This window comes from Pseudarthrobacter sp. P1, from assembly GCF_050156935.1.
In the GTDB taxonomy this organism is placed as follows: domain Bacteria; phylum Actinomycetota; class Actinomycetes; order Actinomycetales; family Micrococcaceae; genus Specibacter.
Map to the genome: position 1 here is coordinate 2,556,616 of NZ_CP189584.1, position 26,855 is coordinate 2,583,470.

The 26,855-nt window shown below is 68.8% G+C and carries 25 protein-coding genes; 11 read left to right on the top strand and 14 right to left on the bottom strand.

What is annotated here, in order from left to right; genetic code table 11:
• Positions 1 to 12 precede the first annotated feature (12 nt).
• The 7 genes from ACQCSX_RS12055 to ssd form a co-directional block, all read right to left on the bottom strand.
• Positions 13 to 360, bottom strand: coding sequence for an Rv3654c family TadE-like protein (locus ACQCSX_RS12055; RefSeq protein WP_427015555.1), 348 nt, complete (start codon positions 358 to 360; stop codon positions 13 to 15).
• Between the two features lie 47 nt (positions 361 to 407).
• The gene (locus ACQCSX_RS12060) at positions 408 to 878 is read right to left on the bottom strand and encodes a TadE family type IV pilus minor pilin (protein ID WP_427015556.1); all 471 of its coding nucleotides are present in this window, start codon (positions 876 to 878) and stop codon (positions 408 to 410) included.
• Entirely contained in the window at positions 875 to 1,234 is a 360-nt protein-coding gene (locus ACQCSX_RS12065) for a DUF4244 domain-containing protein (protein ID WP_427015557.1), read from the bottom strand. Before ACQCSX_RS12065 ends, ACQCSX_RS12060 begins: the two co-directional genes overlap by 4 nt.
• A gap of 143 nt (positions 1,235 to 1,377) precedes the next feature.
• The gene (locus ACQCSX_RS12070; protein ID WP_427015558.1) at positions 1,378 to 1,950 is read right to left on the bottom strand and encodes a type II secretion system F family protein; all 573 of its coding nucleotides are present in this window, start codon (positions 1,948 to 1,950) and stop codon (positions 1,378 to 1,380) included.
• A complete protein-coding gene (locus tag ACQCSX_RS12075) occupies positions 1,947 to 2,792 on the bottom strand; it encodes a type II secretion system F family protein (protein WP_427015559.1) in 846 nt (281 codons plus the stop codon). The genes ACQCSX_RS12070 and ACQCSX_RS12075 overlap by 4 nt, the downstream gene beginning before the upstream one ends.
• Entirely contained in the window at positions 2,789 to 4,189 is a 1,401-nt protein-coding gene (locus ACQCSX_RS12080) for a TadA family conjugal transfer-associated ATPase (RefSeq protein ID WP_427015560.1), read from the bottom strand. Before ACQCSX_RS12080 ends, ACQCSX_RS12075 begins: the two co-directional genes overlap by 4 nt.
• Positions 4,186 to 5,355 (bottom strand): septum site-determining protein Ssd, encoded by a 1,170-nt coding sequence (gene ssd, locus ACQCSX_RS12085; protein WP_427015561.1) that lies wholly within the window; start codon positions 5,353 to 5,355, stop codon positions 4,186 to 4,188. Before ssd ends, ACQCSX_RS12080 begins: the two co-directional genes overlap by 4 nt.
• Before the next feature lie 268 nt (positions 5,356 to 5,623).
• Between ssd and ACQCSX_RS12090 the strand changes: the two genes are divergently transcribed.
• Positions 5,624 to 7,411 carry a bifunctional 3'-5' exonuclease/DNA polymerase gene (locus tag ACQCSX_RS12090; protein WP_427015562.1) on the top strand — a complete coding sequence of 596 codons (1,788 nt, stop codon included), beginning with the start codon at positions 5,624 to 5,626 and terminating at the stop codon, positions 7,409 to 7,411.
• Between the two features lie 9 nt (positions 7,412 to 7,420).
• Here ACQCSX_RS12090 and ACQCSX_RS12095 read toward each other — a convergent pair whose 3' ends face one another.
• From ACQCSX_RS12095 to ACQCSX_RS12105, 3 genes are read right to left on the bottom strand one after another with little or no spacing between them, the layout of a single operon-like run.
• The gene (locus ACQCSX_RS12095) at positions 7,421 to 8,101 is read right to left on the bottom strand and encodes an NUDIX hydrolase (RefSeq protein ID WP_427015563.1); all 681 of its coding nucleotides are present in this window, start codon (positions 8,099 to 8,101) and stop codon (positions 7,421 to 7,423) included.
• Complete coding sequence (nth, locus tag ACQCSX_RS12100; RefSeq protein ID WP_427015564.1) at positions 8,098 to 8,922, bottom strand: endonuclease III; 825 nt, start codon at positions 8,920 to 8,922, stop codon at positions 8,098 to 8,100. The genes ACQCSX_RS12095 and nth overlap by 4 nt, the downstream gene beginning before the upstream one ends.
• 3 nt (positions 8,923 to 8,925) lie before the next feature.
• On the bottom strand, positions 8,926 to 10,296 hold the full coding sequence (locus tag ACQCSX_RS12105) for a hypothetical protein (RefSeq protein ID WP_427015565.1): 1,371 nt from the start codon (positions 10,294 to 10,296) through the stop codon (positions 8,926 to 8,928).
• Positions 10,297 to 10,753: 457 nt separating this feature from the next.
• Between ACQCSX_RS12105 and acs the strand changes: the two genes are divergently transcribed.
• The 8 genes from acs (at position 10,754) to ACQCSX_RS12145 (ending at position 20,786) form a co-directional block, all read left to right on the top strand.
• The gene (acs, locus tag ACQCSX_RS12110) at positions 10,754 to 12,733 is read left to right on the top strand and encodes an acetate--CoA ligase (protein WP_427015566.1); all 1,980 of its coding nucleotides are present in this window, start codon (positions 10,754 to 10,756) and stop codon (positions 12,731 to 12,733) included.
• A gap of 245 nt (positions 12,734 to 12,978) precedes the next feature.
• On the top strand, positions 12,979 to 14,286 hold the full coding sequence (locus ACQCSX_RS12115; protein ID WP_427015567.1) for an ABC transporter substrate-binding protein: 1,308 nt from the start codon (positions 12,979 to 12,981) through the stop codon (positions 14,284 to 14,286).
• Positions 14,287 to 14,404: 118 nt separating this feature from the next.
• Positions 14,405 to 15,382, top strand: coding sequence for a carbohydrate ABC transporter permease (locus ACQCSX_RS12120; protein ID WP_427015568.1), 978 nt, complete (start codon positions 14,405 to 14,407; stop codon positions 15,380 to 15,382).
• Positions 15,379 to 16,302: a carbohydrate ABC transporter permease gene (locus ACQCSX_RS12125; RefSeq protein WP_427015569.1), complete on the top strand. Its 924-nt coding sequence runs from the start codon at positions 15,379 to 15,381 to the stop codon at positions 16,300 to 16,302. The genes ACQCSX_RS12120 and ACQCSX_RS12125 overlap by 4 nt, the downstream gene beginning before the upstream one ends.
• Positions 16,303 to 16,310: 8 nt before the next feature.
• Entirely contained in the window at positions 16,311 to 18,362 is a 2,052-nt protein-coding gene (locus ACQCSX_RS12130) for a beta-galactosidase (protein WP_427015570.1), read from the top strand.
• 106 nt (positions 18,363 to 18,468) lie between these two features.
• Positions 18,469 to 19,251 (top strand): DeoR/GlpR family DNA-binding transcription regulator, encoded by a 783-nt coding sequence (locus ACQCSX_RS12135; RefSeq protein WP_427015571.1) that lies wholly within the window; start codon positions 18,469 to 18,471, stop codon positions 19,249 to 19,251.
• A 52-nt stretch (positions 19,252 to 19,303) separates the two neighbouring features.
• Positions 19,304 to 19,759 carry a type II 3-dehydroquinate dehydratase gene (gene aroQ, locus ACQCSX_RS12140; protein WP_427015572.1) on the top strand — a complete coding sequence of 152 codons (456 nt, stop codon included), beginning with the start codon at positions 19,304 to 19,306 and terminating at the stop codon, positions 19,757 to 19,759.
• 183 nt (positions 19,760 to 19,942) lie between these two features.
• Positions 19,943 to 20,786 (top strand): IS5 family transposase gene (locus ACQCSX_RS12145; RefSeq protein ID WP_427018933.1). Its coding sequence is split into 2 segments (ribosomal slippage): positions 19,943 to 20,248 and positions 20,250 to 20,786, totalling 843 coding nucleotides; the frame shifts between segments, so codons are not numbered across the junction.
• Here the strand turns inward: ACQCSX_RS12145 and ACQCSX_RS12150 are convergent.
• Complete coding sequence (locus tag ACQCSX_RS12150; RefSeq protein WP_427015573.1) at positions 20,783 to 21,967, bottom strand: MarP family serine protease; 1,185 nt, start codon at positions 21,965 to 21,967, stop codon at positions 20,783 to 20,785. The genes ACQCSX_RS12145 and ACQCSX_RS12150 overlap by 4 nt on opposite strands.
• A gap of 249 nt (positions 21,968 to 22,216) precedes the next feature.
• On the opposite strand from ACQCSX_RS12150, the gene ACQCSX_RS12155 reads away from it, so the two are divergent.
• Complete coding sequence (locus tag ACQCSX_RS12155) at positions 22,217 to 22,894, top strand: Crp/Fnr family transcriptional regulator (RefSeq protein WP_427015574.1); 678 nt, start codon at positions 22,217 to 22,219, stop codon at positions 22,892 to 22,894.
• Positions 22,895 to 22,973: 79 nt separating this feature from the next.
• Here the strand turns inward: ACQCSX_RS12155 and ACQCSX_RS12160 are convergent, their stop codons facing one another.
• From ACQCSX_RS12160 to ACQCSX_RS12170, 3 genes are read right to left on the bottom strand one after another with little or no spacing between them, the layout of a single operon-like run.
• A complete protein-coding gene (locus ACQCSX_RS12160) occupies positions 22,974 to 23,915 on the bottom strand; it encodes an NUDIX hydrolase (RefSeq protein ID WP_427015575.1) in 942 nt (313 codons plus the stop codon).
• Positions 23,899 to 24,396, bottom strand: coding sequence for a RidA family protein (locus ACQCSX_RS12165; protein ID WP_427015576.1), 498 nt, complete (start codon positions 24,394 to 24,396; stop codon positions 23,899 to 23,901). The genes ACQCSX_RS12160 and ACQCSX_RS12165 overlap by 17 nt, the downstream gene beginning before the upstream one ends.
• Before the next feature lie 2 nt (positions 24,397 to 24,398).
• Complete coding sequence (locus ACQCSX_RS12170) at positions 24,399 to 24,554, bottom strand: DUF4177 domain-containing protein (protein WP_427015577.1); 156 nt, start codon at positions 24,552 to 24,554, stop codon at positions 24,399 to 24,401.
• A gap of 36 nt (positions 24,555 to 24,590) precedes the next feature.
• Between ACQCSX_RS12170 and ACQCSX_RS12175 the strand changes: the two genes are divergently transcribed.
• The gene (locus ACQCSX_RS12175) at positions 24,591 to 26,852 is read left to right on the top strand and encodes a transglycosylase domain-containing protein (RefSeq protein WP_427015578.1); all 2,262 of its coding nucleotides are present in this window, start codon (positions 24,591 to 24,593) and stop codon (positions 26,850 to 26,852) included.
• The last annotated feature ends 3 nt before the right edge of the window (positions 26,853 to 26,855 follow it).

Below are 26,855 nucleotides of genomic sequence, written 5' to 3' on the forward strand. Positions count from 1 at the left end.
GCCGCGCGTCCGTCAGGGCGGCGGTCCGGCCCGGGCCCGGCCCGTTGCGGCGGCCCACGGCACCCCGCCGTCGACGGCCACTTCAACCTCCACGGTGTCCGCCTGCGCACCCTGGACCACGCACGCCACCAGCACGGCCTCGTGCCGGCCGGCGATGTCCGCTGCCACGGTGCACGGATCCCCGGACGACAGGCCCCGGGCCGCATCCGCGCCGGCCAGTGCCGCCAGATCCGCCGCCGTCGCCGCGCGGGACGCGGCCACCGCAGCGCGCGCCAGCATCATGGTGGCACCGAGCAGCACGATCAGGACCAGCGCCAACCCCGCGGCGAGCACCGTCCCCGCGCCGGCTTCGGTACTCATCCGTGGATGGGGTGCCCATGGACCTTGCGTCTGGGATCGGGCGGCCGTCATGGAGCAATCCCCGCTGCTGCGACGGCTGTGGCCGAGTAGCGCCCGAGTGGGTTGGGCCTGCCCGCTTTGGCCCGGGCGTGTGCGGCCTCGGCGCCGTCCGACTCCAGCCGGGCCGTGGCAGTCGCCGCCAGCGGCCACGGAACCAGCGCCGCCAGCGCTCCGCTCATGCGGGCCTCCACCGTGACCCTTGCGATGCCGCCGTCGGCGCCGATCGATACGGCGGCGCCTGCTCCGGCAATGGACGTGGCGATCCCGGCGGACGCGGCGGTCGTCTCCCCGCGGGCCATGGCCCGGGCCGCGGCCCTGGCCGATTCCTCCAGCCTGAGCTGCAGAACCCCCGCGCTGCCGCCCAGCAGGAGCAGCGCCAGCAGCAGGATCACCGCGGGCAGGGTGACGGCGAGCTCCGCCGTGACCGATCCACGCTGCGCCGCGGCCTCCCGGACCGGCACGGCAGCGGAGTGGATCATTGCAGGCTCAGTGCGCTGCGGATGATGGCCAGCAGGAATCCCCTGACTTCCTCGCTCCTGAGGATCACCACCAGCAGGCCGGCAAACCCCACCGCAGCGAGCGTCGCGATTGCGTACTCGGCGGTCGCCATACCCAGCTCCGAGCCCAGGTTCCGGCGCCGGCGGTCGATCCCCACGGGCCTGCCGTTGGAGTCCCGGTGGGCACCAGGGCCGCTTTGGGCGGGGGCGGGCTCGGCGGTCCGGATGCCATTCACGACCGGTGGCTGGCTCGCGGCGCCCGGGTAGATCTCCGTCACCGGAGCCGAGGCGGGTCCGGGATTGGGTCTCTCCGCCCCGATGCTGGCCACTGTTTCCATGGTGCGTTTCATTGTTGCTCCCAACCTGGTTGACACCGCCCTTGCGGCGGCTTCTTCCACTGTTGGCCCAGCTGGCCGGTGGCCACAGGGCCCGAACGCAATCCGTGGACTCGACCGAAGCCGGATAGCCCTGTGCAGGACTGCTAGGGCAGCCGCGGAACCATCGCGACCACCACGGGCACCACGCCCAAGGCGATGAAGGCAGGAAGGGAGCACAGGCCCAGCGGCAGCACCAGTTTCACGCCAAGGGCCGCGGCCCGCCGCTCGGCCGCCCGCTGGGCATCCCGGCGCAGCTGCTGGGCCTCGGCGTAGAGCAGGGACGTAGACGGCGCACCGGTCAGCGCCGCGAAGCTGAGTGCACGGTACAGTGCCGCCAGCTCATGCTGGGTGCGGACGCCCCGCCAGGAATGCTCCCATGAGGCACCCATGGCCAAGCCCGCGACGACGGCGTCAAGGCCGTCCCGCAATCGCGGTGTACACACCGCCGACACCAGCTGCAGCGACCTTGGCACCGACGCTCCGGCATCCAGCGCCGCACCCAGCAGCTCCAGGACCAGCGGGAGGTCATCCACACCGTCCGCTGTCTCCGGCCGTTCCGAAGGTTCCTTGCCATCAAGCAAACGGCCGGGCAGGGCCCGCCAGCGGCGCGCGCCGGCGGCCGGAACCAGCAGCAGGGCGGACGCTGCCAAGGCAATGAACACCAGGGCACCCGTCACTGAATCCTCCTGTCCCTGGCCGCGGCCGCGATCAGACGTCCTGACCATAGACGCCCGGCGATGGCCAACCCGACGCCGATGGCAAGCGCAGCCCAGCCAATGGGGCCGCCGAGCAGGACGCCCAGCGGATCCACGCCCATGGCCATGCCGAGAAGAAGGCCCAACACCGGGAGCCAGCCCAGCAGCCGCACCGTGGCCCGCGGGCCGGCCAAGGCCGTCTCCCGCTGGGCGGCGGCGTCCAGGTCAGCCTCCAGTTTGGCGGAGAACCGGGTCAGGACGGCAGCCAGCGGCGCACCGCTGGCCTCCGAAACCTCAAGGCACGCGGCCAGGTCCCGCCAGGCATCCAGCGCCGCGGCATGCTCTCGCGGCGCCATGTCAGGGCTGCGGCATGCAGCCCTGACGGCGGCTCCGGCAGGCAGCCCCATCAGGGCTGCCTGCCGTGCAGACGAGATGACACCGAGATGAACCTCCCGTGGCGTTCTTCGCGGCCCCTTGCTGCCTCGGCGGGATTTCGGTCCATCGGGTTCCTGTCCGTTGGCGGCCGGCCCTGCAGCGTTTGGAGGCGACAGACCGTCCTCTTCTTCGGCAGCGAGCGCCGCGGCAAGGTCCTGCCACATCAGCGGACCGGAGCGTCCCGCGCTCAGCAGAGCCGCCAGCTGGCGGACGATGCGGACCATCAGTGCGGGGCCGCCCGGCTCCGGTGCCTGCCGCCGGCCAGGTCGGATCCGGGCGCCCGCGGCACTCGCGGCGGCCCGGGGAGACCCATACCGGCGGCGGGCCCCGCCGCCGAGCAGCAACACCGTTGCCGCGGCCAGCAGGGCAAAGAGCAGCAGCGTTTTCATCCGCCCCTCCCCTGCACCAAAGGTCCGTCGTCTGGCGCCGCTGGCCCCGGCAGCCAGTCGCGGCCGGCCGGGTCTTCACCGGAGCTGTGGCCCGAAGGACCGCCATGCACCGGGTCGCCACCGGGCCCGTCACCATTGCCCTGCACCACCCGGAACCCGCCACCGGGAAGGGCGGAACCGCCGGAGTGGCCGCGCCCGGATCCACCGAGCAGGCGTTGCAGCACGGCCCAGCCCGGGCCCTCGACGACCTGCCCCGCCCTGTCCGGACCGCCGGGCCCGGCATCGGCGGGATCACATACTTGGAGGGCCGGAACCACCCGCAATTGGGTGCCGTCCAGCTCGACGACGCCGAGCTGCACCAGCCGCCGGCCGCTGGGTCCACGGTGGACATGCAGCACCACGTCCACCGCGCTGGCCGCCTGCACGGCAATCGCGGCGCTGTCCAGCCCTGCCAGCACGCCGAGGGCGGCAAGCCGGGCCGGAACGTCTGCGGCGCTGTTGGCATGCAGTGTTGACCCGGCGCCCGTGTGCCCGGTGTTCAGCGCGGCCAGCAGCTCGCGCACCTCGGCCCCGCGGCATTCGCCCACCACCAGCCGGCTCGGGTTCATCCGCAATGCCTGGCGGACCAGTTCGGCCAGATCAATCCGGCCCATCCCTTCGGCGTTGGCGTGCCGGGTCTCCAACGTCAGCACGTGCGGATGGTCCGGATCCAGCTCCGCGGCGTCCTCGATCAGCACCAGCCGCTCCGCGGGGCCGCACAGTCCCAGCAGTGTGGCAAGCAGCGTGGTCTTGCCCGAGCCGGTGGCGCCGCTGATCAGGAAGCTCAGCCGGGCACCGATCATCCTCACCAGCAGCGGCGCCAGCTGCGGATGGACGAAGCCGCACTCGACCAGCTCCGCGAGAGTGAAAGCACTTCGGTGCCGGATGCGGATGGACAGCAGCGTCCCGGCGGCGGAGATCGGCGGCAACACGGCGTGGACACGGAAGCCGCCGTCGAGCTTCACATCGGCGCACGGCGAGCTGTCGTCCAGCCGGCGCCCGCCCGCCGCAACCAAGCGGACGGCCAGAGCCCGCAGCGAGAGCTCGTTGTCGAAGGCGACCCCGGCGGGCTCGGGGCCGCCGCCGCGGTCCAGCCAGACCGAGTCCGGCGCATTGACGAAGATGTCCGTCACCCGCAGGTCCTTCACCAACGGCTGCAGCGGGCCGAGCCCGTTGAGTTCGGCGCTGATGCGCTCGACGGCGGCCAGCGACCCTGAGGCGCCCAGCAGCCGGCCGCTGTCGCTGACGGCCGTGGCCACGCGCAGGGCCGTCACCGGGCCGGACTGCTGCAGGACCGACCGGCGCACTGTGTCCAGCAGCGCCTCGTCGACGGCGTCCACCCGCAGGTGCCTGCTCATGCCGGAGCCCGCCCGGAACCCTGGGGACCAGCAGGGCCGTGCAGGAGCGCCGACACCGCACGCCGCACCGGCCGGGACGATGCGGCGTCGGCCAGCCGGCCGTTCTCCCCGGCCTGCGCCAGTCCGCGCAGGTGGGGCAGCACTGCCGCCACGGGCACTCCCACCGACGCGCCAATCAGCTCCGCGTCAAGGCCTTCGCGCATCCGGCCGCGCACCACCAGCCGGGTGGGAACGGGCGGCAGCTCGGCCAGCAGCCGCGCGGCCGCCACCGCCGGACGCAATTGGGTGGGGACCACCAGCAGGAACTCGTCGCAATGCCGGCCCAGCGTGGCCAGGGACCGCGGCGTCCGGCCCACATCCACCACCACCAGTTCGTAGCCGCGCCGCGCGGCCCGGAGAACCTCGGCTCCGGCGTCCTCGAGCCGGGCGGCCCGGGCGGGATCGGCGGCGTGCGGTCCCCAGGACAACAGGGAGCACCCGGCGACGACGGGCAGGGCCGCGGCCAGCTGGCCCGGATTGATGGTTCCGGAGGCATTGAGCAGGTCGGGCCAGCGCAGGCCCGGCACCTCCTCCGCGGCCAGCGCGACATCCAGCCCGCCGCCCCACTCGTCCGCGTCGACCAGCAGCGTGCGGATCCCCAGGGCCGCCGCCCGGACCGCCAGCAGCACGGACAAGGTGGAAGCCCCCGCCCCGCCGCAGCCACCCACCACGCCCAGCACATGCCCCTCCGCGGACGGATCGCACAGCTGGCCCAGGAACTCGGCCAGCCACTCGGCGCCCTGTGGCAGCACCGCCACCCTGTCGACGCCGGCCTCCGCGGCCCTTTCCCACAGCGCCCCGTCGCCGCCGAGGCCCACCATGATGGTCGGCCCCGCCCGGCTGCTGCCGCGGCCCCGAACATCGGCCCCCAACAGCACCGCCGCCGCACGCCCCCACTCGCCGGCGGCGGCCTGCACGCTGCCGGCAATGGAGAGCTCGACGGCGGCTGCCGCGCTGGCGCGGGCCACCTCGCCCTGCAGCTCGGCGGAACCGGTGACCAGCAGGACCGATGCACGCGATCCGGGGATCCACGCGGTTGCGGAATCCATCGGCACGGCGGTGGGGTGGAGTCCGCCGCCGCGCGGCGGGCCCTCGCTGTGCCTGCTGCCGGACGGATGCGCTGCCATGGACCCATCCTGCGCCGACACCAGGCCACCGTCGACCGGTGCCGGCGCGGCTGTGCAACCCCGCACCGCGCAGCCGCCCTGTGCAGGGGTGCCCATCGGCAGGACGGCCAAGCGGCGGCCGGCCGGACCGGAACCGAACGGCGAAGGGAAGATCCGGGCGCGGTGGCGGAACCTGCGGCTGCTGCGGACGCTGCGGACGCTGGCCGTGCCAAGACCCCGGGGGCCGCCCCTGCGGTCCGGTGTCGGAGCCCCGGGGGAGAATGGACCCATGTACATGCTCCTGGCCGCCGCCCCGCCCCCGGGCATGAACCCGGACGGGGACCAGAACAGGAATCCGGACAGGGACCCGGGCCGGGATGCGGGCGCGCTCCGGGACGGCACGGAGGCAGCGCCGGACGGTCCCGCCGTCGTGCTCCAACCGCTGGACGCAACCGGTGCCGCCGCGGGGCCGGCCCGCAGGGTCCCGCTGGACCGGCTGGCGGATGCGGTGCGGTCCATCGAGGACGGTGCGGACGCCAACCCGCCGCGCTGGGTGTGGGACCTGACGCAGCATTGGTACCCGCGGCTGCTGGCCCAGGGCATCTCCGTGGAGCGCTGCCACGATATCTCGTTGTGCCGGAACATTCTGGTCTTCTCCGCATTCACCCAGGCCAGCGCCTATGCCCAGAAAACCAGCTACGTCCCGGTGGATCCCGGCCCGGAACCCGAGCCGCAGGACAACGGCCAGGACAGCCTGTTCGAGGCCCCTGTGGTCCACACCGGCCCCAGCCCCGAGGAGCTGGCGCGGGAGCTGCGCGAGCAGCTGGACACGGTCAGGACCTCCACCCAGCCGCGCCGGCTGGGCCTGCTGCTGGCCGCCGAATCCGCCGGCGCCCTGGTGGCCAGCGAGATGGCCCATGCCGGCATTCCGTGGCGCGAGGACCTGCACCGGCGGATCCTGGCGGACCATCTGGGCGCACAGCCGCAGCAGGATTTTGCCCGTCCGGAGCGGATGGAGGCCATCGCCGCGGAGCTGCGCGCCCTGCTGGGCGCCCCCACGCTGAACCCGGATTCCCCGGTGGAGCTCATGCGCGCCCTGCACCGGGCCGGCATCGAGGCCAAAACCACGCGCTCCTGGGAGCTGCAGGAGATCAACCATCCGGCCATTGGGCCGCTGTTGGCCTACAAGAAGCTGAGCCGGCTCTTCTCCGCCAACGGCTGGGCCTGGCTGGAGAACTGGATCAAGGACGGCCGCTTCCGCCCCGAATACGTAGTGGGCGGCGTGGTGACGGGCCGCTGGTCCTCGCGCGGCGGCGGGGCGCTGCAGATCCCCAAGCAGATCCGCGGCGCAGCCCATGCCGATCCCGGGTTCAAGCTGATCGTGGCCGACGCGGCCCAGCTGGAGCCGCGGGTGCTGATCGCACTCTCGCAGGACACCAAGATGGCCGAGGCCGCGCACGGAAAGGATCTGTACGCGGGCATCGCCGCGCAGGGTTTTGGCGGCGAACGGGACAAGGCCAAGATCGCACTGCTCGGGGCCATGTACGGTGCCACCACCGGCGAATCCGGCCGGCTGATGCCCCAGCTGACGCGCACCTATCCCAAGGCCGTGGGCCTGGTGGAGGCTGCCGCGCGGGCGGGCGAACGCGGCGAACGGGTGGGCACCTTCCTGGGCCGGGGCACTCCCCCGCCATCGCCCGAATGGCTGGCCCTGCAGCAGACCACCAGCGCCGAGGAGCAGCGCAAGGCGGATTCAGCTGCCCGGTCCCGCGGACGCTTCACCCGCAACTTTGTGGTCCAGGGCTCGGCGGCGGAGTGGGCGCTGTGCTGGCTGGCCGATCTGCGGCGGCGGCTGCGTGCCCTGGCCGCACACGCCCCTGCCGGCGCCCCGCTGCCCCAGATGGTGTTCTTCCTGCACGATGAGGTCATGGTGCACTGCCCCGACCAACTGGTGGGCACCGTGTCGGCGATGATGCATGACTCCGCGGCGGCCGCGGCCCGGCTGATCTACGGGGACATCCCGATCAAATTCCCGATCAACGTGGCCGTCGCGGACACCTACGCGGACGCGAAGTAGCGCGCAGCCCTAGACCGGGGCGGCGATTTCCCTGGATGCGTCCCACGGCACGGACCAGCCCAGGTGGTCGAACGCGCGGCTGAGCAGGATCGCCGTAAAACCCCAGACCAGCACGCCGTTGACGGCAAATGCGGGCGAGGAAAACGATTGCGTCCCCCGGGTCACGGTGGCCGTGTACCGGTTGTCCGGGTCCAGCAGGTCGCGCACGGGCACCCTGAACACCTGCGCGGATTCGCCAAAGTCCACCACGTCAACGGGCGACGGCGAGGCCCACCAGCCCAGCACCGGCGTCACCATGAAGTTGCTCACCGGCAGGGACACCTCGGGCAATAGGCCCAGCACCTCGACGCCGGCGGGGTCCAGCCCGGTTTCCTCCTCGGCCTCGCGCAGGGCCGCGGCCTCCAGTGAGGCGTCCTCCGGGTCCACCCCGCCACCGGGGAAGGCCACCTGGCCGGGGTGGTCGCTCAGGGTGGCCGCCCGCTCCACCAACAGCACGTCCAGGTCCGCCGGGGCCAACGGTTTCACCGACACCGCCGGGACGGTGTCCAGGGCACCAAAGAGCATCAGCACGGCGGCCTTGCGGACCACCGCCGGATCCTGCGGGGCATTCCACCGGTCGTCGTGGCCCAGCGACACTTCCCCGGCCCGGGCGCGCCGGGCCAGTTCCACCAGATCCGCGTAGGCGGTCATGGCGTCTGTCCGAGGGCCGCGCGCTGGGATCTCTGCCGGTATTCCGCGGCCCGGGAGACGTCGGCCAGCATCCGGGCCAGCAGCTCTTCGTTCCCGGGGGCGAGCTCGTACTTGAGCAGCTTGACGGCCTTGGCCGGATCCGTTTCGCCGTCGCCGAAGGCCGGGCACAGGTGCGCGATGGGGCACGCTCCGCAGGCGGGTTTGCGGGCGTGGCAGATGCGCCTCCCGTGGAACACCACCCGGTGCGAGAGCATGGTCCAGTCGCGCGGCTCAAACAGCGCCGCCACGTCGGCCTCGATCTTCACCGGATCATCCGAGGCGGTCCAGCCGAAGCGCCGCGCCAGCCGCATAAAGTGGGTGTCCACGGTGATGCCGGGAACGCCAAACGCATTGCCCAGCACCACGTTTGCCGTCTTGCGCCCCACGCCCGGCAGCGTCACGAGCTCCTTGAGCGTGCCCGGCACCTCACCGTCGTACTCGTCCACGATCCGGGTGGAGAGCGCCAGCAGGTTGGCGGCCTTGGCGCGGAAAAAGCCCGTGGGCTTGATGATGGTTTCCAGCTCCGCGGAGCTGGCCGCCGACATCGCCAGCGCGTCCGGGTACCGGCCGAAGAGCTCCGGCGTGGTGGCGTTGACCCGGACATCGGTGGTCTGTGCGGAGAGCACGGTGGCCACAAGCAGCTCAAAGGGATTGCGGAAATCCAGCTCGGCGTGCGCGTAGGGGTACTGCTCGGCCAGTTCGCGGTTGATCCGGCGCGCACGGCGTTTGAGCGCCAGCGTGGTTTCGCCGGCGCCCGGGCCTGCCGCTGGAGTGCGTGGCACCGCTTACGCGCCCTCGGGTGCCCGCTCGATCCCGCTCAGGTCACGCAGCACGCCCACGCGGCCGTCGGTGTCCTGGACCAGGAAATCGTGGCCGCGGTCCGCTAGGGCCAGCACCCAGTTGCCCGGTTCCACGTTGTACAGGAAGGCACCGGATGCCTCGTCCACCACCGGCCGGGGTCGGTCCACGGCGAACCAGAAAGCGTCGTAGGCCTGCTGGGCCGACGGATCGACGACGGCGCCAATGCTCTCCGCGGCCGGCGCTGCCTCCGCTGCCGGAACCTGGGCCTCGGCCGGAACGGCCTCCGCGGCCGCCTCAACGGCCGGCTCCGGCTCGACAGCCGGCTCGACGACGGCGGCCGGGGCACCGGTCCCGGCCGTGGCATCCACCGTGGCCGGGTCCTGCACCTGGCCGGCTGCCTGGACATCCGCCGGTTCGACGACGGCGTCCGCGGCCGGGTTCTCCGGGATGCCGATGGCTTCGCCATCGGCGGAGCCCGGGGCCTCGGGAGCGAGGGCGTCCGCGGCAGCCGGCTCTGCCGCGGGCCCGCCACTGGCTTCAACGGCTTCGGGAGCGTCGGCGGCCAGCGCCTCGGGGGCAGCGGTCTGGGCACCTGCGGTGTCTGCGGTGTCTGCTGTGTCTGCCATGCCGGTCACGGGCATGGCCGTGGTGCCGGGCACGGAGGAAGCCTGTGCGGCGGCGGCGCCGGCCTTGCCAGCGGCAGCGGCAGTGCCAACACTGGCAGCGGTCGCCGCAGCAACGGATGCAGCTGCCGCGCCGGTGCCCTCGGAGGCGGCAACAGCATCGGCCGCTGCGCCCACCCGCGGCGTAGTGGCCGCCGGCGTGGCGGCCGGGGCCGGCTTGGCCTGGGCGGGAACGGCGTCGCGCGCCACACGGTGGGCCGAGGCCTCCGGCCGTGCGGCGAACTCGACGGCAAAGAGCGGAATCACCGCGGCGCCCACCGTCGCCGCGAGCAGGCCGAGGGAGCCCAGCAGGCCCACCAGGAAGCCGATGCCAAAGGTGGTCACGGTGCTCAGGAAGAAGAAGGCCGTAGCAAAACCGGCCACCACGGAGGCGAACTGGTCCACGGACAGGGAACCGATGCGCAGAGTGGAGGACGGAGAGAACCGGCGGACCAGGAACAGGGCGGCCACCGCCAGCGGCAGCAGGATGCCAATGCCCAGGAAGAACAGCGGAACCGCGTTCCAGAGGTTGATCAGGTAGTTGGCAAAGACGATCGGCAGGATCGAGCCGATGAAGATCACCAGGACGGAGCCCAGGACGGTAAGGTCTCGGGCGGTCAGCGGGCCCAACATGGCCTGTCCCGGCGCCGGAGCGTTTCCGTCCTGGCCGGATGTGGTCTGCTGCTGCGTCATAGAAATACTCCTAGGCAGGTAGCCGCATCTGTAGCCACCCGTTGTGTTTGGGGTTGCCCACCGGCCTGCGCACCCATTGCTGGCTGCGCCGCCGGTGGACTTCTGGTCAAAGACACGAATCTGTTACAGCCTAGTAAAGGCCGGGCGGCAAGACTACTTTCCCGCGCCGGAAACTCACTGTGATTGCGCCCGGAAGCACCGAAAAACCCGGTCCTTCCAGGGCTCCTGGGGGGCTCCGCCGGCCGCTGGGGGGCTCCGCCGGCCGCTGCGGGGCCGCAGCTCGGCGCAGATTGGCGTCCATTGGCCGGAACTTCGTGTGACCGTGGACACGTAGGACCTTTCCAAGCGATAAGGTGAAATCTGGAACCAATGCCCACACCGCCGTGCAACCCCTTTCGCTGGGTACTGGACGGCACACGGACGGGCGCAGCACGAACTTTATTGAAGGGGTTACACGATGTCGCAGGACACCACAGCGGCCGCCGATCAGCAGAACGGCGACGCCCTGGAGAATCTTCTCCACGAGAACCGCAAGTTTGCGCCGAGCGCCGAATTTGCCGCCAACGCCGTCGTCAAGGCCGGTGTGTACGAGGAAGCCGCAGCGGACCGTCCCGCCTTCTGGGCCAAGCAGGCCCGCGAGCTGCTGACCTGGGACAAGGACTTCACCCAGACCCTGGACTGGTCCAACCCGCCCTTCGCCACCTGGTTTGCCGACGGCAAGGTCAACGCCGCCTACAACGCCCTGGACCGCCACGTTGAAAATGGCCTGGGCGACCGCGTGGCCATCTACTTCGAGGGCGAGCCCGGCGACACCCGCACCTACACCTACGCGCAGCTCACCGACGAGGTCAAGCAGGCCGCCAACGCCTTCGAGGCCCTGGGCGTGCGCAAGGGCGACCGGGTGGCCGTCTACCTGCCGATGATCCCCGAGGCCGTCATCACACTGCTGGCCTGCGCCCGCATCGGCGCCATCCACTCCGTGGTGTTCGGCGGCTTCTCCGCCGACGCCCTGCGCAGCCGCATCGACGACGCCGAGGCCAAGCTCGTGGTGACCGCGGACGGCACCTTCCGCCGCGGCAAGCCCAGCCCGCTCAAGCCCGCCGTGGACGAGGCCCTGACCGCTCCGGGCCACACCGTGGAAAACGTCGTCGTCGTCAAGCGCAACGGTGCGGACGTGGCCTGGGTGGATGGCCGCGACAAGTGGTGGGGGGACACCGTGGGTGCGGCATCCACCGAGCACACCGCCGTCGGGCACGAGTCCGAGCACCCGCTCTTCATCCTCTACACCTCCGGCACCACGGGCAAGCCCAAGGGCATCCTGCACACCACCGGCGGCTACCTGACGCAGACCGCCTACACGCACAAGGCCGTGTTCGATCTGCACCCGGAGACGGACGTGTACTGGTGCACGGCCGACGTCGGCTGGGTCACCGGCCACTCCTACGTCACCTACGCCCCGCTGGTCAACGGCGCCACCCAGGTCATGTACGAGGGCACCCCGGACTCCCCGCACCAGGGCCGCTGGTGGGAGATCATCGAGAAGTACAAGGTCTCCATCCTGTACACGGCGCCGACGGCGATCCGCACGTTCATGAAGTGGGGCCGGGAGATCCCGGCCAAGTACGATCTCTCCTCCATCCGCGTGCTGGGATCGGTCGGCGAGCCCATCAACCCCGAGGCGTGGATGTGGTACCGCGAGGTCATCGGCTCCAACAAGGCCCCGATCGTGGACACCTGGTGGCAGACCGAGACCGGTGCCCAGATGATCGCCCCGCTGCCCGGCATCACCGCCACCAAGCCCGGCTCCGCCCAGACCCCGCTGCCCGGCATCGCCGTGGACGTGGTGGACGAGCTCGGCGAGTCCGTGCCCAACGGCCACGGCGGCTACCTGGTCATCCGCGAGCCGTGGCCGGCCATGCTGCGCGGCATCTGGGGCGACCCGGAGCGCTACAAGGACACCTACTGGTCCCGCTTCGACACCATGTACTTTGCCGGCGACGGCGCCAAGAAGGACGAGGACGGCGACGTCTGGCTGCTGGGCCGCGTGGATGACGTCATGAACATCTCCGGCCACCGCCTCTCCACCACGGAGATCGAATCCGCGCTGGTCTCCCACCCGTCCGTGGCCGAGGCCGCCGTGGTGGGCGCCGCGGACGAGACCACGGGCCAGTCCGTCGTGGCGTTCGTGATCCTGCGCGGTTCCGCGGTGGACGACGACGACATCGTCGCCACCCTGCGCAACCATGTGGGCAAGGAGATCGGCCCGATTGCCAAGCCCAAGACCATCCTGGTGGTCCCGGAGCTGCCCAAGACCCGTTCGGGGAAGATCATGCGCCGCCTGCTCAAGGACGTCGCCGAGGGCCGCGAGGTGGGCGATGCCTCCACGCTGGCGGACAACTCGGTAATGAACCAGATCGCGGAGTCGCTCAAGAAGTAACAGTTCCACACAACTGCGCCGGGCTCCGGTTTCGCTCAATGGGCGAAACCGGAGCCCGGCGCTTTTCTGTGCCCCGCGGGTGCCCGGCCGGTGCCCGGCGGGTGCCTGGCGGGTGCCTGGATCGACGCCGGATCGTTGCATAATGATTGAAAAGTTTCCCTTTTGAGTCTTGACGTTCGTTTTTGAGCCATTATGCTGTTCGTATGTGATCCGATTCACACCTCATGTCTTTCAAGGGAGAAATCATGACCCCCAATGGATCGATGCCGGCCTTCGGAATGGACCGCCGGACCTTGCTCAAGACCCTCGGCATTGGTGCGGCCGGCCTGGCCGGCGTCCCGCTGCTGTCCGCCTGCACCGGGGGCACCGGCCCCTCCGTCGGCTCCGGCACCGCCAACTCGCTCACGTTCGGCTCCGGCTCCTCCGATGACGTGCCCAAGGCCGCCTACAAGGCCGTGACCGACGCCTTCACCAAGAAGTCCGGCATCACCGTGGCCACCAATGTGGTCCCGCACAACGACTTCCAGAACAAGATCGCCACCTACCTCCAGGGCAGCCCGGACGACACCTTCACCTGGTTTGCCGGCTACCGCATGCAGTACTACGCGGCCCAGGGCCAGCTGGCACCGATCGACGACGTCTGGGAAAAGATCGGCGGAAACTTCTCCCCCGCGATGAAGAAGGCCTCCACCGGCCCCGACGGCAAGATGTACTTCGTCCCGAACTACAACTACCCCTGGGGGTTCTTCTACCGCAAGAGCCTCTGGGCCGAGAAGGGCTACGAAGTTCCGACCACCTTCGATGCGCTGACGACGCTGGCCGCCAAGATGAAGTCCGACGGCCTGATTCCGATCGAGTTTGCCGACAAGGACGGCTGGCCCGCCATGGGCACGTTTGACTACATCAACATGCGCCTGAACGGCTACCAGTTCCACATGGACCTCACCGCCCACAAGGAATCCTGGGACCAGGACAAGGTCTCCAAGGTCTTCGACACCTGGCGGGAACTGCTGCCCTTCCAGAATCCGGCCGCCTTGGGCATGACCTGGCAGGACGCCGCCATTTCGTTGGGGGCGAAGAAGTCCGGCATGTACCTGCTGGGCTCCTTCGTGACCCAGCAGTTCACCGATCCGGCCATCCTGTCGGACATCGACTTCTTCCCGTTCCCGGAGATTGCCATGGAGGGCCAGGACGCGGTGGAGGCGCCCATCGATGGGCTGCTGCTCTCGAAGAAGGGCGGCAGCAACCAGGCCGCCCGCGACTTCATGGCTTTCATGGGCTCCGCCGAGGGGCAGGACGCCTACGCCGCGGTGGATCCGTCCAACATTGCCACGGCCAAGGGCGCCGACACCTCCAAGTTCACCCCGCTGAACAAGAAGTGCGCGGATGTGATCGCCAACGCCAAGAGCATCAGCCAGTTCTTCGACCGCGATGCCCTCCCCGCCATGGCGACGAACGTGATGATCCCGGCCCTGCAGGGCTTCGTCAAGGACGGGGCCATCGACGTGAAGAACCTCGAGGCCCAGGCCAAGGCGCTCTACGCCGCCCAGTAGCACCCCGGGTGCAGGTGCCGGGCGCACCGCCCGGCCCCTGCACCCGGCCCCAACGTCTTGACCCGTACTCCGGGCCCCCGCACTCGGGGATACTGAACAACCCAAGGGAGAACTCCCCATGAGCTCCACCACTGATGTGCCACCGGCTGGCCACGCCGTGGCATCAGCGACCACCACCGCCCGCCGCGGAATCCGCAAAAGCCGCGGCGTGCGGCGCCTTTCCCGCCGGGACAAGATTGTCCTGAGCATCATGGTCGGGGTCCCCACCCTGATCCAGCTGGTCCTAGTCTGGATCCCCACGCTGCTCTCCATCCTGCTCTCGTTCACCCGGTGGAACGGCCTGGGCCTGGACGGCATCCGGGCCGCCGGCCTGGCGAACTACCAGTACGTCGTCAACGACAGCCCGGCCTTCTGGCCCGCCGTCCAGCACAACATCCTCTGGCTCGGCTTCCTCGCCCTCATTGCCACGCCGCTGGGGCTGCTGCTGGCGGTCCTGCTGGACCAGAACATCCGCGGCTCGAAGATCTACCAGAGCATCTTCTTCGTCCCGGTGATGCTCTCCCTGGCCCTGATCGGCATCATTTGGCAGCTGTTCTACCAAAAGGACAACGGCCTGCTGAACTTCCTGCTCGGCACCGCCGGCACCCCGGCGGCCGTCGACTGGTTCGGCGATCCCCATGTGAACATCTGGGCAGCCCTGGTTGCCGCCACGTGGCGGCATGCCGGCTACGTCATGATCCTGTACCTGGCCGGCCTGAAGGGCGTCGACGGCTCCCTGAAGGAGGCCGCCTCCCTGGATGGTGCCAGCGCCGCGCAGACGTTCTTCCGCGTCGTGTTCCCGGCCATGCGCCCGGTCAACATCGTGATCGTGGTCATCACTATCATCGAATCCCTGCGCGCCTTTGACGTGGTCTGGGTCATCAACAAGGGCACCAACGGCCTGGAACTGATCAGCGCCCTGGTCATCACGTATCTGGTGGGCGAGGGCCAATCCATCGGCATCGGCTCCGCGTTCGCCGTCATCCTCCTGGTGATCTCCCTGGTGCCGATCATCATCTACCTGTCCCGCACCTTCGGGAAGGAAAGCAAGCCATGACCAGTACAACAGCACACCCCACGCCGTCCCTGCGCGGCCCCTCCGGCGCAATAGTGCGCGAGGGCAGTAGGGCCAGGCGCCACTACGGCACACACATCTTCCTGACGGTGATGGCCGTGATGTGGATGGTGCCCCTGGGCTGGGCCCTGTTCACGGCGCTGCGGCCCAAGGCCGACACGGACAAGTACGGCTATTTCAGCCTGGGCGGCGCCTTCAATTTCGACAACTTCGCCACGGCCTGGACCCAGGGCGGCTTCCCGCGCTACTTCGCGAACTCCCTGATCATCACCGTGCCCACGATCGTCCTGGTCCTGCTGTTCTCCTCCATGATGGCCTTCGCCGTCAGCCGGGTCAGCTGGAAGTTCAACATCACCCTGCTGATCATGTTCACCGCCGGAAACCTGCTCCCCCCGCAGGTGTTGGCCACCCCGCTCTTTGAGATGTTCAAGCTGCTCCAGCTCCCGTACTGGTTCAGCGATTCGGGCAACCTGCTCAACACCTACCTCTCGGTGATCCTGGCCAACACCGCGTTCCAGATCGGCTTCTGCACCTTTGTGCTCTCCAACTACATGAAGGCCCTCTCCCCGGATCTGACCGAGGCGGCCCTGGTGGATGGGGCGGGCATCTGGCGCCAGTACTGGTCCATCATCCTGCCGCTGTGCCGCCCGGCCCTGGCCGCCATGGCCACGCTGCAGGTCATCTTCATCTACAACGACTACTTCTGGCCGCTGCTGTTCATCCAATCCGGCGACCGGCTCCCGGTGACCACGGCCATCAACAATCTGCAGGGCACCTTCCTCTCCAACTACAACCTGCTGGCCGCCGGTGCCACCATCACGGTGATCCCCACCCTGCTGGTGTACATCGCCCTCCAGCGCCACTTCGTCGCCGGGCTGACCCTCGGCTCCAGCAAAGGATAGATCCCTACATGAGCATGGACTACGTCACCTCACGGCTGGGCAGTGCCGGGGAGGAGCAGCGGCTTGCCTTTGGCGGCGACTACAACCCCGAGCAGTGGCCCGAGGAGATCTGGCACCAGGACGTTGCCCTGATGCGCGAGGCCGGCGTCAACCTGGTCAGCGTGGGCATCTTCAGCTGGGCCCTGCTTGAACCGTCCGAGGGCGTCTATGAGTTCGGCTGGCTGGACCGGGTGCTGGACCTGCTGCACGGGAACGGGATCCGGGTGGACCTGGCCAACGCCACCGCCTCTCCCCCGCCCTGGTTCAGCTCCAAGTATCCGGCCTCGCTGCCGGTGACGGCCGACGGCGTGCGGCACAGCTACGGTTCCCGGCAGGCCTTCAGCGCCAACAGCCCCGAGTACCGCCGCGCCGCCGCGGCGCTGACGCAGGCCATCGTGGACCGCTATGCCGGGCACCCCGCCGTCGTGATGTGGCACGTCCACAATGAATACGGCTGCCACAACCAGCCCGATTTCGGCGACTATTCGGCCGCCGCGTTCCGGCTCTGGCTCCAGCGCCGGTACGGCACGCTCGAGGGCCTCAACCAGGCCTGGGGAACGGCGTTCTGGTCCCAGCACTACTACAGCTGGGAGGAGATCCTGCCCCCGCGCACCTCCGGGACCTGGGTCAACCCCACCCAGCAGCTGGACTTTGCCCGGTTCTCCTCGGACGCGCTGCTGGAGTGCTACCGGGCGGAGGCCGCCATCATTCGGGCGGCGTCGCAGCACCCCGTCACCACCAACTTCATGGGCTCCAGCATGGGCCTGAACACCCCCATCGACTATTGGCGCTGGTCACAGGAGATGGACCTCGTCTCCAACGACCACTACCTGGTTGCGGAGGATCTGCGCAGTTTCCAGGAGCTGGCGCTGGTGGCGGACCTGGTGCGCGGCTTCGCCAACAACAAGCCGTGGCTGCTGATGGAACACTCCACGTCGGCGGTGAACTGGCAGCCCCGCAACATTGCCAAGGCGCCCGGGGAAATGATCCGCAACTCGCTCCAGCATGTGGCCCGCGGGGCCGACGGCGCGCTGTTCTTCCAGTGGCGCGCCTCCCGGGCAGGTGCGGAAAAGTACCACTCTGCCATGCTGCCGCACGCCGGAACGGACACCAAGGTCTGGCGCGAGGTGGTCCAATTGGGCGGCATCTTGAAGAAGATCTCCGAAGTGGCCGGTTCCACCGTGGACGGCGCCCAGGTGGCCATCCTGCATGACACGGATGCCCGCTGGGGCTCCGAACTGGATTCCCACCCCAGCTCCGACACGGATATCCTGGCAGAGACCCGGCGCTGGCACGATGCCTTCTACCGGGCCGGGATCACCACCGACATCCGCCAAAGCACCGACGACCTCTCCGGCTACAAGCTGGTGGTGGCCCCGATGCTGTACCTGGTCACCGATGAGGGCGCAGCCAACATCGAGGGCTACGTTAACGCGGGCGGCCACCTCGTGGTCACCTACCTCTCCGGCATCGTCGACGCCAACGACCACATCCGGATGGACCCGCTGGAGGGCGGCGGCTATCCGGGGGCGTTCGCCGGCATCCTGGGCGTGGCCATGGAGGAATTCCATCCGCTGCGCGCCGGGGCCACAGTGGAACTGAGCGCCTACGGCAGCGGTACCATTTGGAGCGAGCTGGGCCGGACGACGACGGCGGAAACGCTGGCCTCCTTCGCCTCCGGCGCCACCGCCGGTTCCCCGGCCGTCACCCGGAACTCCTACGGCAAGGGCCTCGCCTACTACGTGGCCACCACGCTGGGCGGGGACGGCGTCTCGGAGCTGGTGGGTTCCATCTGCGCCTCCGCCGGGGTGAACCCCGCGGTGCCGGACATCCCCGCCGACGTCGAGGTGGTCAAGCGCTCGAAGGACGGCACCAGCTGGCTGTTCATCATCAACCACAGCGGAACCGAGGCGGCACTGCCCGTGCGCGGAACAGAGCTGATCAGCGGCACCGCGGCCACGGGCCGGCTCCGGGTCCCGGGCTCCGGCGTCGCGGTGGTCCGCTTGTCCGGCACCGCATAACCGAATCCTGCGTTCCCCGGCCCCGGGAGGGCCGGGGAACGCACCAGCCATCCGCACAGAGTCCATCAGCACAATCTCCATCAGCACAGCGAAGCGAGGTAGGAAAATGCTCGCCGACACCAGACGCTCGGCCATTGTTGACGCTGTGGAGCGTGAACGCGTGGTCAGCGTTGCCGCCCTGGCCAAGATGTTCAACGTCTCCCTCATGACGGTGCGGCGGGACATCGATGCCCTCGAGGACGCCGGGCTGCTCGAAAAGATCCATGGCGGGGCCAAGATCCACACCGGCGTCAGCACCCACGAGCCAGGGTTCGACCTCAAGTCCACCCAGGGCCAGGGCGAAAAGCACGCCATCGCCCGCGAGGCCGCCAAGATGGTCAAGCCGGGCATGGCCATTGGCCTCAGCGCCGGAACCACCACCTGGGTGCTGGCCAAATACCTCACCGCCGTGCCCGACCTGACGGTCGTCACCAACTCGGTGCACATTTCGGAGGTCTTCCGTGCGGCCAAGGCCGCCACCACCGTCATCCTCACCGGCGGTGAGCGCACGCCGTCGGACGCCCTGGTGGGGACCATCGCCGTCGCCTCCATCCGGCAGCTGCACATGGACCTGCTGTTCCTGGGCGTCCATGGCGTGGATGCGGTGGCGGGATTCACCACGCCCAATCTGCAGGAGGCCGACACGGACCGGGCCCTGATCGCGGCCTCGCGGCGGGTGGTGGTGCTGGCCGACGAGAGCAAATGGGGCGTGCTGGGCATCAGCACCATTGCCGGACTGGACGACGTCGACGAGGTCATCTCCGATTCCGGGCTGGCCCCCGAAGCCCAGCGCGTGCTCGGCCAGCACCTGCGGCTGCGGCTGGTGGAGGTCCCGGGCAGCGCGGGCTGACCCGGCAGCGCGTCCCGGCTGTTCCCAGGAACCCGTGGGGCATAGTTAAGCCATGACTTCCACCACTTCGCCCCGCGGCACCATCTTGGTCCTCAACGGCCCCAACCTGAACCTGCTGGGCACCCGCGAGCCTGCCATCTACGGGACGGACACCCTTGACGACGTCGAGCAGCTGGCCATCGACGCCGCCACCGCCCACGGGTTCGACGCCGACTGCGTCCAGTCCAACCACGAGGGCGACCTGCTGGACGCCATCCACGCCGCCCGGTCCAGTGCCGTCGGCATCGTCATCAACGCCGGGGCCTACACGCACACCTCGGTGGCCCTGCGCGACGCCCTGGCCTCCGTGGCGCTGCCCGCCGTCGAGGTCCACATCTCCAATGTGCACAAGCGCGAGGAGTTCCGCCACCACTCCTACCTGTCACCGGTGGTGGACTCCGTCATCGTCGGTGCCGGCGTGCACGGCTACGCCCTCGCCATCGACTACCTCGCCCACACCCTCCCCTAACCCAACTGAGGCGCAGCAACTGCAGGAAATCAACGGATTCCGTGCAGTTGCTGCGCCCCAGTTGCTCCGGGCGGGGCTAGGGTGTGTCTCCTAATCAGTGGTTTTGCGGTTTGGCATGATTGATGGGTGCCTTCTCGCTATTCCGTGTTGTCCGATGCCCAGTGGGAGTCCATTGCCCCGTTGATGCCCGATTCGTCGGGGAAACCGGGCCGACCCTTCAACGACCACCGGCTGATGACCGAGGGCATCATCTACCGCTACCGGGCAGGGATCCCATGGCGTGATCTCCCTGCCTATTTCGGGTCGTGGAAGACCGTGTGGAAGCACCACCGCCGCAACGCCGCCAACGGGACCTGGGACAAGGTCCTGGCGGCGTTGCTGACCCGCGCGGACACGGCCGGGCTGATCAACTGGGAGGTCTCGATCGACTCCACGGTCAACCGTGCCCACCAGCACGGCACGAACCTGCCCCGCCACACAGGGGGACCTGTCGAATTACAGGAATCTGCTCGACGAGCCTGAGGACCATGCCATCGGCCGGTCCCGCGGCGGGCTGACCACCAAGATCCACGCCCTGGTGGATGGCAACATGCGTCCCCTGGTCCTGCTGCTGGGGCCGGGCCAGGGCGGGGACTCGCCGATGTTTGAGAACCTCATGGAGGCCCTGAAGGTAGAAAGGCCCGGTCCCGGCCGGGCCCGCACCCGCCCGGACCGGGCCATGGCCGACAAGGCCTATTCCTCCAAAGCAATCCGGGCGTACCTGCGCGGGCGGGGCATCGAGTGCGTTATCCCGGAAAAGGACGACCAGAAGGCCAACCGGAAACGCAAGGGCTCCGCCGGGGGACGCCCCGTCAGATACGACAGGGACGCCTACAAACGGCGCAATGTGGTCGAGCGCAGCTTCAACACCCTCAAGCAATGGCGGTCCCTGGCCACCCGCTACGACAAACTGGCCCTCACCTACCGCTCAGCGGCCGTCCTGCACGCCGTCGTCATCTGGAGCGCCGCATTGGGAGACACGCCCTAGTGGCTGGTGCAGTGGCCGGAGGAGACCGGCTCGGAGAGCGACGGCGCAACCGAGGCCACCGGGCCAAGCTCGTCCATGGTGAAGGCAAATCCCACATTGGCGGTCGACGTCGCCTTGGCGAACACCACCCCCACGACTTGGCCGGCGGTGTCCAGCAGCGGGCCGCCGGAGTTGCCCTGCTGCACATTGCCCGCCAGCTGGTAGACCTGCGCCACGACCGGGTTGGTGCCGTAGATGTCCGGGACCATGAGCGGGCCCTCGCTGGCCACGGCGGCCGGGCGCAGCTGGAACGGGCCGCCCAGCGGGTAGCCGGCAAAGGCCGCAGAGTTCCCTGCCACCAGGGCCGGGCCCAGCGGCAGCGGCGCCACGCCGAGGCCGTCCACAGCCACCACTGCCAGATCCTTCTGCGGGTCGAAGAACACCACGCGCCCGGCCGCGGATCCGCCGCCGGGCAGCTCCACCACCGGGCTGCTGACACCGGCCACGACGTGCGCATTGGTCACCACCCGGTCGGGCGCCACCACAAAGCCGGAGCCGGTCTGGTTCTGCCCGCACTGGAACGCAGTGCCCGTGATCTTCAACACAGACGATGAGGCGGCGGCCAGGGCCGGAATGTCGACGCTGGAGTCGGGCGGCGCCACCTGCGGCAGCACATTCTGCGGGTTGAGGATTTGCGGAATGCCGGCATCGAACACCAGCGCACGCAGCTGCGCGGCGCCGGACTTCACGCCGTCGGGGGTGTACTTGTCGATGCTGCGGATCACCTGCGACTGGGACAGCGCCGCGGACACGAACGGGATGCCCAGGTTGCCCACGCCGAAGGCCAGCACGGAGAGCACCAACGCCCCCACGATCAGGTTCAGCGCGCCGCCGAGGAGCCTGTTGACCAGCCGCAGCGGGCCAATGTTCGCGGCCCGGCCAAGCAACGTGCCAAAGCGCATACCCAGCCCATGGCCCACGGCAATCAGGGCCAGGGTCGCACCAATGACCAATACAGTCCGCCAGCCGCCGTCACCCGCCATGGAGCTGACAAACGGCGCCGCAAAGAAGGCCGCGACGGCGCCCGCGGCAAAGCCGGCGATGCCCCCGAGGCTGGCGAGCAGGCCGACGCGCAGCCCGTAGACAAGCTGCCCCAGCAGCCACAACCCCAGCACGACGTCGAGCACGGTGAATCCGAACATAACTCCCTAACTCCCGGGCAATGGACGCCAGCGGCGGCGCGGACAGGGCCGCTGCGGCACAAAAACGGCCCCGGCCCGGACTGCAGATGTTACCGTCCCAATCTGGGAGCCGGGTTTAAAAGCGTCTCCGCCGGAACCCTTTGCGGCGCCGACACCGCCACTGGATGCCAAATTGGTCACAAAAAGACCAAAATTCTGAAACAATCAGTAGCAAGGACACGCACATTGGCTACATATTCAGGAGATTTCATGGACATCGAGGTACTGCGCCGCGCACCGCTTTTTGCCACACTTGACGACGAGGCGTTCCGCCTGCTGACCGACGAGTTGGCCGAGGTCGACCTCTCCCGCGGCGCATCCGTGTTCCGCGAGGGCGACCAGGGCGACCAGCTGTACTTCATCGTCTCCGGCAAGGTGAAGCTGGGACGCACCTCCCCCGATGGCCGCGAGTCCCTGGTGGCCATCCTCGGCCCGGGCGAGCTCTTCGGCGAGATGGCCCTCTTCGACCCCGCCCCGCGCAGCACCACCGCGACGGCGGTGTCCGAGACCCGCCTGGCCGGGCTGAAGAACGAGAGCCTGAACGCCCTGCTGCGCCAGCGCCCCGAGGTCTCCATGCAGCTGCTGCAGGCCCTGGCCCGCCGCCTGCGCCGCACCAACGACAGCCTCTCCGATCTGGTCTTCTCCGATGTTCCGGGCCGTGTGGCCAAGGCCATCCTGGACCTGGCCGACCGTTTCGGGCGCCCGGCCACGGACGGCATCCTGGTGGCGCACGAGCTCACCCAGGAGGAGCTGGCCCAGCTGGTGGGCGCCTCCCGCGAGACCGTCAACAAGGCCCTGGCCGAGTTCGTCCAGCGCGGCTGGCTGCGCCTGGAAGCCCGCGCCGTGGTGATCCTGGACGTGAACCGCCTGCGCCAGCGTTCCCGCTAGAGACAACGCAAAACTGTCCCGCAGTTGTCGTCCGCTTGGAGCTCCAAGCGGACGACAACTGCGGGACAGTTTTTTGCATTCAGCGTTCGCGGGCCGCGGCACCTTCGGAGGCAGGGGCCACGTCAACCTCGAGCAAAAAGTCCTCGCCCGAGCGCACCAGCCGCGGCTTGTAGGCCACGATGGGGCGCTTGTGGTTCAGGTAGGCGATGCAGCCGCGGGCAGCAGCGACCTTTTCCAGAATGATCTCAGCACCCGGAACCGTCAGCTCCTCCAGCGTCAGGCCCACCGTGTTGGGCGCGCCGATCTCATCGCCCAGCGCGGTGCCCTTGCGCCCGGCCACCAGATCGCCGGCACAGACCCACCGGCCCCACACGCCCTTGCTTTCCAAGAGCGCGGGTTCCTGGTTGATGGGGGCCGCTGCGGCAAAGTAGCGGGTGTTGAAGCGGCGGTGCATGAAGTCGGGGCTGACCCAGTTCACCAGCGGTTTGAGCAGGTCGGTCCGCAGTGCCAGGCCGCGGCGGCCCAGCATCTGGGCAAACGTCTTGTCCTGCGCGGCGATGGCCTCGCGGGCCTTCATCCACTCCGGGCTCTGCACGCCCTCCACCAGGGAGGACGCATCGGGGCCCGCCAACAGGATGCCGGTCTCCTCAAAGGTTTCGCGGATGGCGGCCACCACGTGGCGGCGCGCCATCACCTCGTCCTCCATGCCCATGGCCTTGGCCCATTGGGCAGGCGTCGGGCCAACCCAGTCGACGGCGTCGTCGTCGGCGGATTCAATGCTGCCGCCGGGGAAGGCGACGATCCCCAGCGGCGAGGCGCCGCTGCGGTATCCAAGGTAGGTCTGCAGGCCGGACGGTCCGTCCTTGAGCAGCACCACCGAGGAGGCAAAACGTGGCTTGCTGGGGGTCCGTTCGCCGAAATCCACCCAGGCTTGTGCGGCCTCCCGCTGGTCGGGATGGAGCGGGAAGGTCCGCTTCGCCGCGGGCTTGGCGCCCGCGGCGTTGTTACTGGAATTCAGCAATCAGCTCTACCTCTACCGGAGAATCCAGCGGCAGCACGGCCACGCCCACTGCGGAGCGGGAGTGCACGCCGGCGTCGCCAAAGACCTGGCCCAGCAGTTCGGATGCTCCATTGATGACACCGGGCTGGCCGGTGAAGGACGGATCGGAGGACACGAAGCCCACCACTTTGACGATCCGGGTGACGCGGTCGAGGTCGCCAAGAACGCTCTTGACGGCGGCGAGGGCGTTGATGGCGCAGGTCGCGGCCAGGGCCTTGGCTTCCTCGGCTGTGACGCCCGTGGCGCCGTTGTCACTAACTTTGCCCGAAACTGTGAGTTTGCCGTCAATAAAGGGCAGCTGGCCGGAGGTGTAGACGTGGTTGCCGGAGATGACGGCCGGCACGTACGTGGCCACGGGGGCGGCGACGGCGGGGAGCGTCAGGCCCAGCTCGGCCAGGCGGGCCTCGATGGCCGAAGTTCCTTGAATTTGCGCGTTTTCCACTGTTACTGCTTCTCCCTCTTCAGGTAGGCAACAAGCCCTTTTCCATCCGGTCCGGGAACAACCTGGACCAGTTCCCAGCCGTCCTCGCCCCACTGGTCGAGGATCTGCTTGGTCGCGTGGATGATGAGCGGAATAGTGGCGTACTCCCATTTGGTCATGAAAGAAAGAGTAGCCCGTGCCGGTAAACTGGGAAAATGGCAGCACAGAAGAACCCCCTTTTCGATACGGCCACAACCCTTGGAAAGATCGTACTCCTCCTTGGTGTGAGCTCTATTTGTGGTGTCCTGGTGGCCGGGCTGATGGTTCCGGCCGCAGCTCTCACCGGCACCGCGGCAAGCAACTCCATCAGCTTTTTTGACGATCTTCCGGCGGATGTGAAGATCGACGCGCCGCAGCTGTCAACCAAATTGCTGGCCAATGACGGGTCGCTGATCGCCAACTTCTACGACCAGAACCGCATCGAGGTCGGGCTGGATGAGATGTCGCCCTACATCAAGGATGGCATCGTTGCCATCGAGGACGCCCGCTACTACGAGCACGGCGGCATCGACACCACGGGCATCCTGCGCGCCCTGGCCGCCACGGCCAATGGCGGACGCCAGGGTGCCTCGACGCTGACGCAGCAGTACGTCAACAACGTCATCATCCAGGAGCACGTTGCCAACGGCGAGGTCGACCAGATCAAGCTGGGCGGCGACAAGACCGTGGGCGACAAGGTCCGCGAGATGAAGCTGTCCATCGCCTTGGAGAAGAAGTACTCCAAAGAGGACATCCTCAAGGGCTACCTGAACATTGTGCTGTTCGGCAACGCCACGTACGGCGTGGAGGCCGCCTCCAACCTGTACTTCGGCGTCCATGCCAAGGACCTGACCCTGCCGCAGGCTGCCCTGCTGGCGGGCATCGTCAATTCCCCGGAGTACTACAACCCGATCAAGAACCCGGACAACGCCAAGGGCCGGCGCAACCTCGTTCTCGGCAAGATGCTTGAGACCAAGAAGATCTCGCAGGCCGACTACGACGCCGCCGTCGCCACACCCGTCACGCTGAACGTCCAGCGCAGCCAGCGCGGCTGCACCGCGGCCGTCCAGGCACCGTACTTCTGCGACTACATCCAGAACCAGATCATGAACGACGCCACCTATGGCGCCACACCGGCGGACCGCGAGAAGCTGCTGGCCCGCGGCGGCCTGACCATCAAGACCACCTTGGATCCGCGCCTGCAGGGGCCGGCCCAGGCCCAGGTCAACGACACCCAGCCCGCCGACGACCCCTCCCAGAAGGGCACCGCGCTGGTGACGGTGCAGCCGGGCACGGGCAAGATCCTGGCCATGGCGCAGAACACCAGGTACAACAACGAGGACGCCTTGGGCCAGACCGCGCTGAACTTCAACGTGGATGCCAGGGACGGCGGCGGCGCCGGCTTCCAGCCCGGCTCCACGGTGAAGACCGTGACGTTTGCGCAGTGGCTGAACTCGGGCCGGTCCATGGGCGAGATCGTCAACGCCGCACGGCGGGACTACCCGATCTCCTTCCCCTGGAAGGCATCGTGCACCCCCGGCTACAGGGGCTTTGGTTCCTATTCGCCATCCAACGGCACACCGCTGCTGCCTAATGACGGTCCGGATTGGTACAAGTCCATGAGCGTGCGCGAGGGCATCGCCCAGTCCATCAACACCGCCACCTTTGCCACGGCCAGCCAGCTGGATCTCTGCGACATCACCGCCATGGCCGCGGCCATGGGCCTGCACAGCGCTGCCGACGGCTCCCCGTTGGACTTCAACACCTACATCTCCAGTCTCATCGGTGGTGGCAAGGGCGTCTCCCCGCTGACCATGGCCAACGCCTTTGCCACCTTTGCCAGTGGCGGTGTACTGTGCACCAATTCCGCCATCGAGAGCATCACGGACAACGCCGGCAAGGAGTACCCGGTGCGGTCGTCCGACTGCAAGCAGACCATCAAGCCGGAGGTGGCCGCGGCCGTCAACACCGGGCTTCAGGATGCGCTGGGCTTCGGCCCGGGCCGCAGCTATGGTTCCGCGGCTGGCTTGGCCCTGGATCCATCCAACCCTGCCGCTGCCAAGACCGGCACCACCGATGGTTCGCAGGACACCTGGATTGTCGGCTACACGCCCAAGCTGGCCACTGCCTCCTGGTGGGGCTACTGGAAGGAGGGCTCCCCCCAGTACGCCCTTGACTTCACCTACAAGGGCAAGTTCTACACCCAGGTCGACGGTGCCAACATCGCCGGTCCGCAGTGGAAGGCCTACATGCAGCAGGTGGTCGGCTTCTACCCCGGCGGCGCCTTCCCCACGGCCCCGGCCAACCTGGTGAACCCGCCCTACGTCAAGCCCACCACCCCTGTCGCGCCCACGGTGCCGTCAACGCCGGCGAAGGACAACACCAAGGACGCCACGAAGGATTCCGGCGCCTCAACCGACGACACCAAGAAGCCGTAGCCG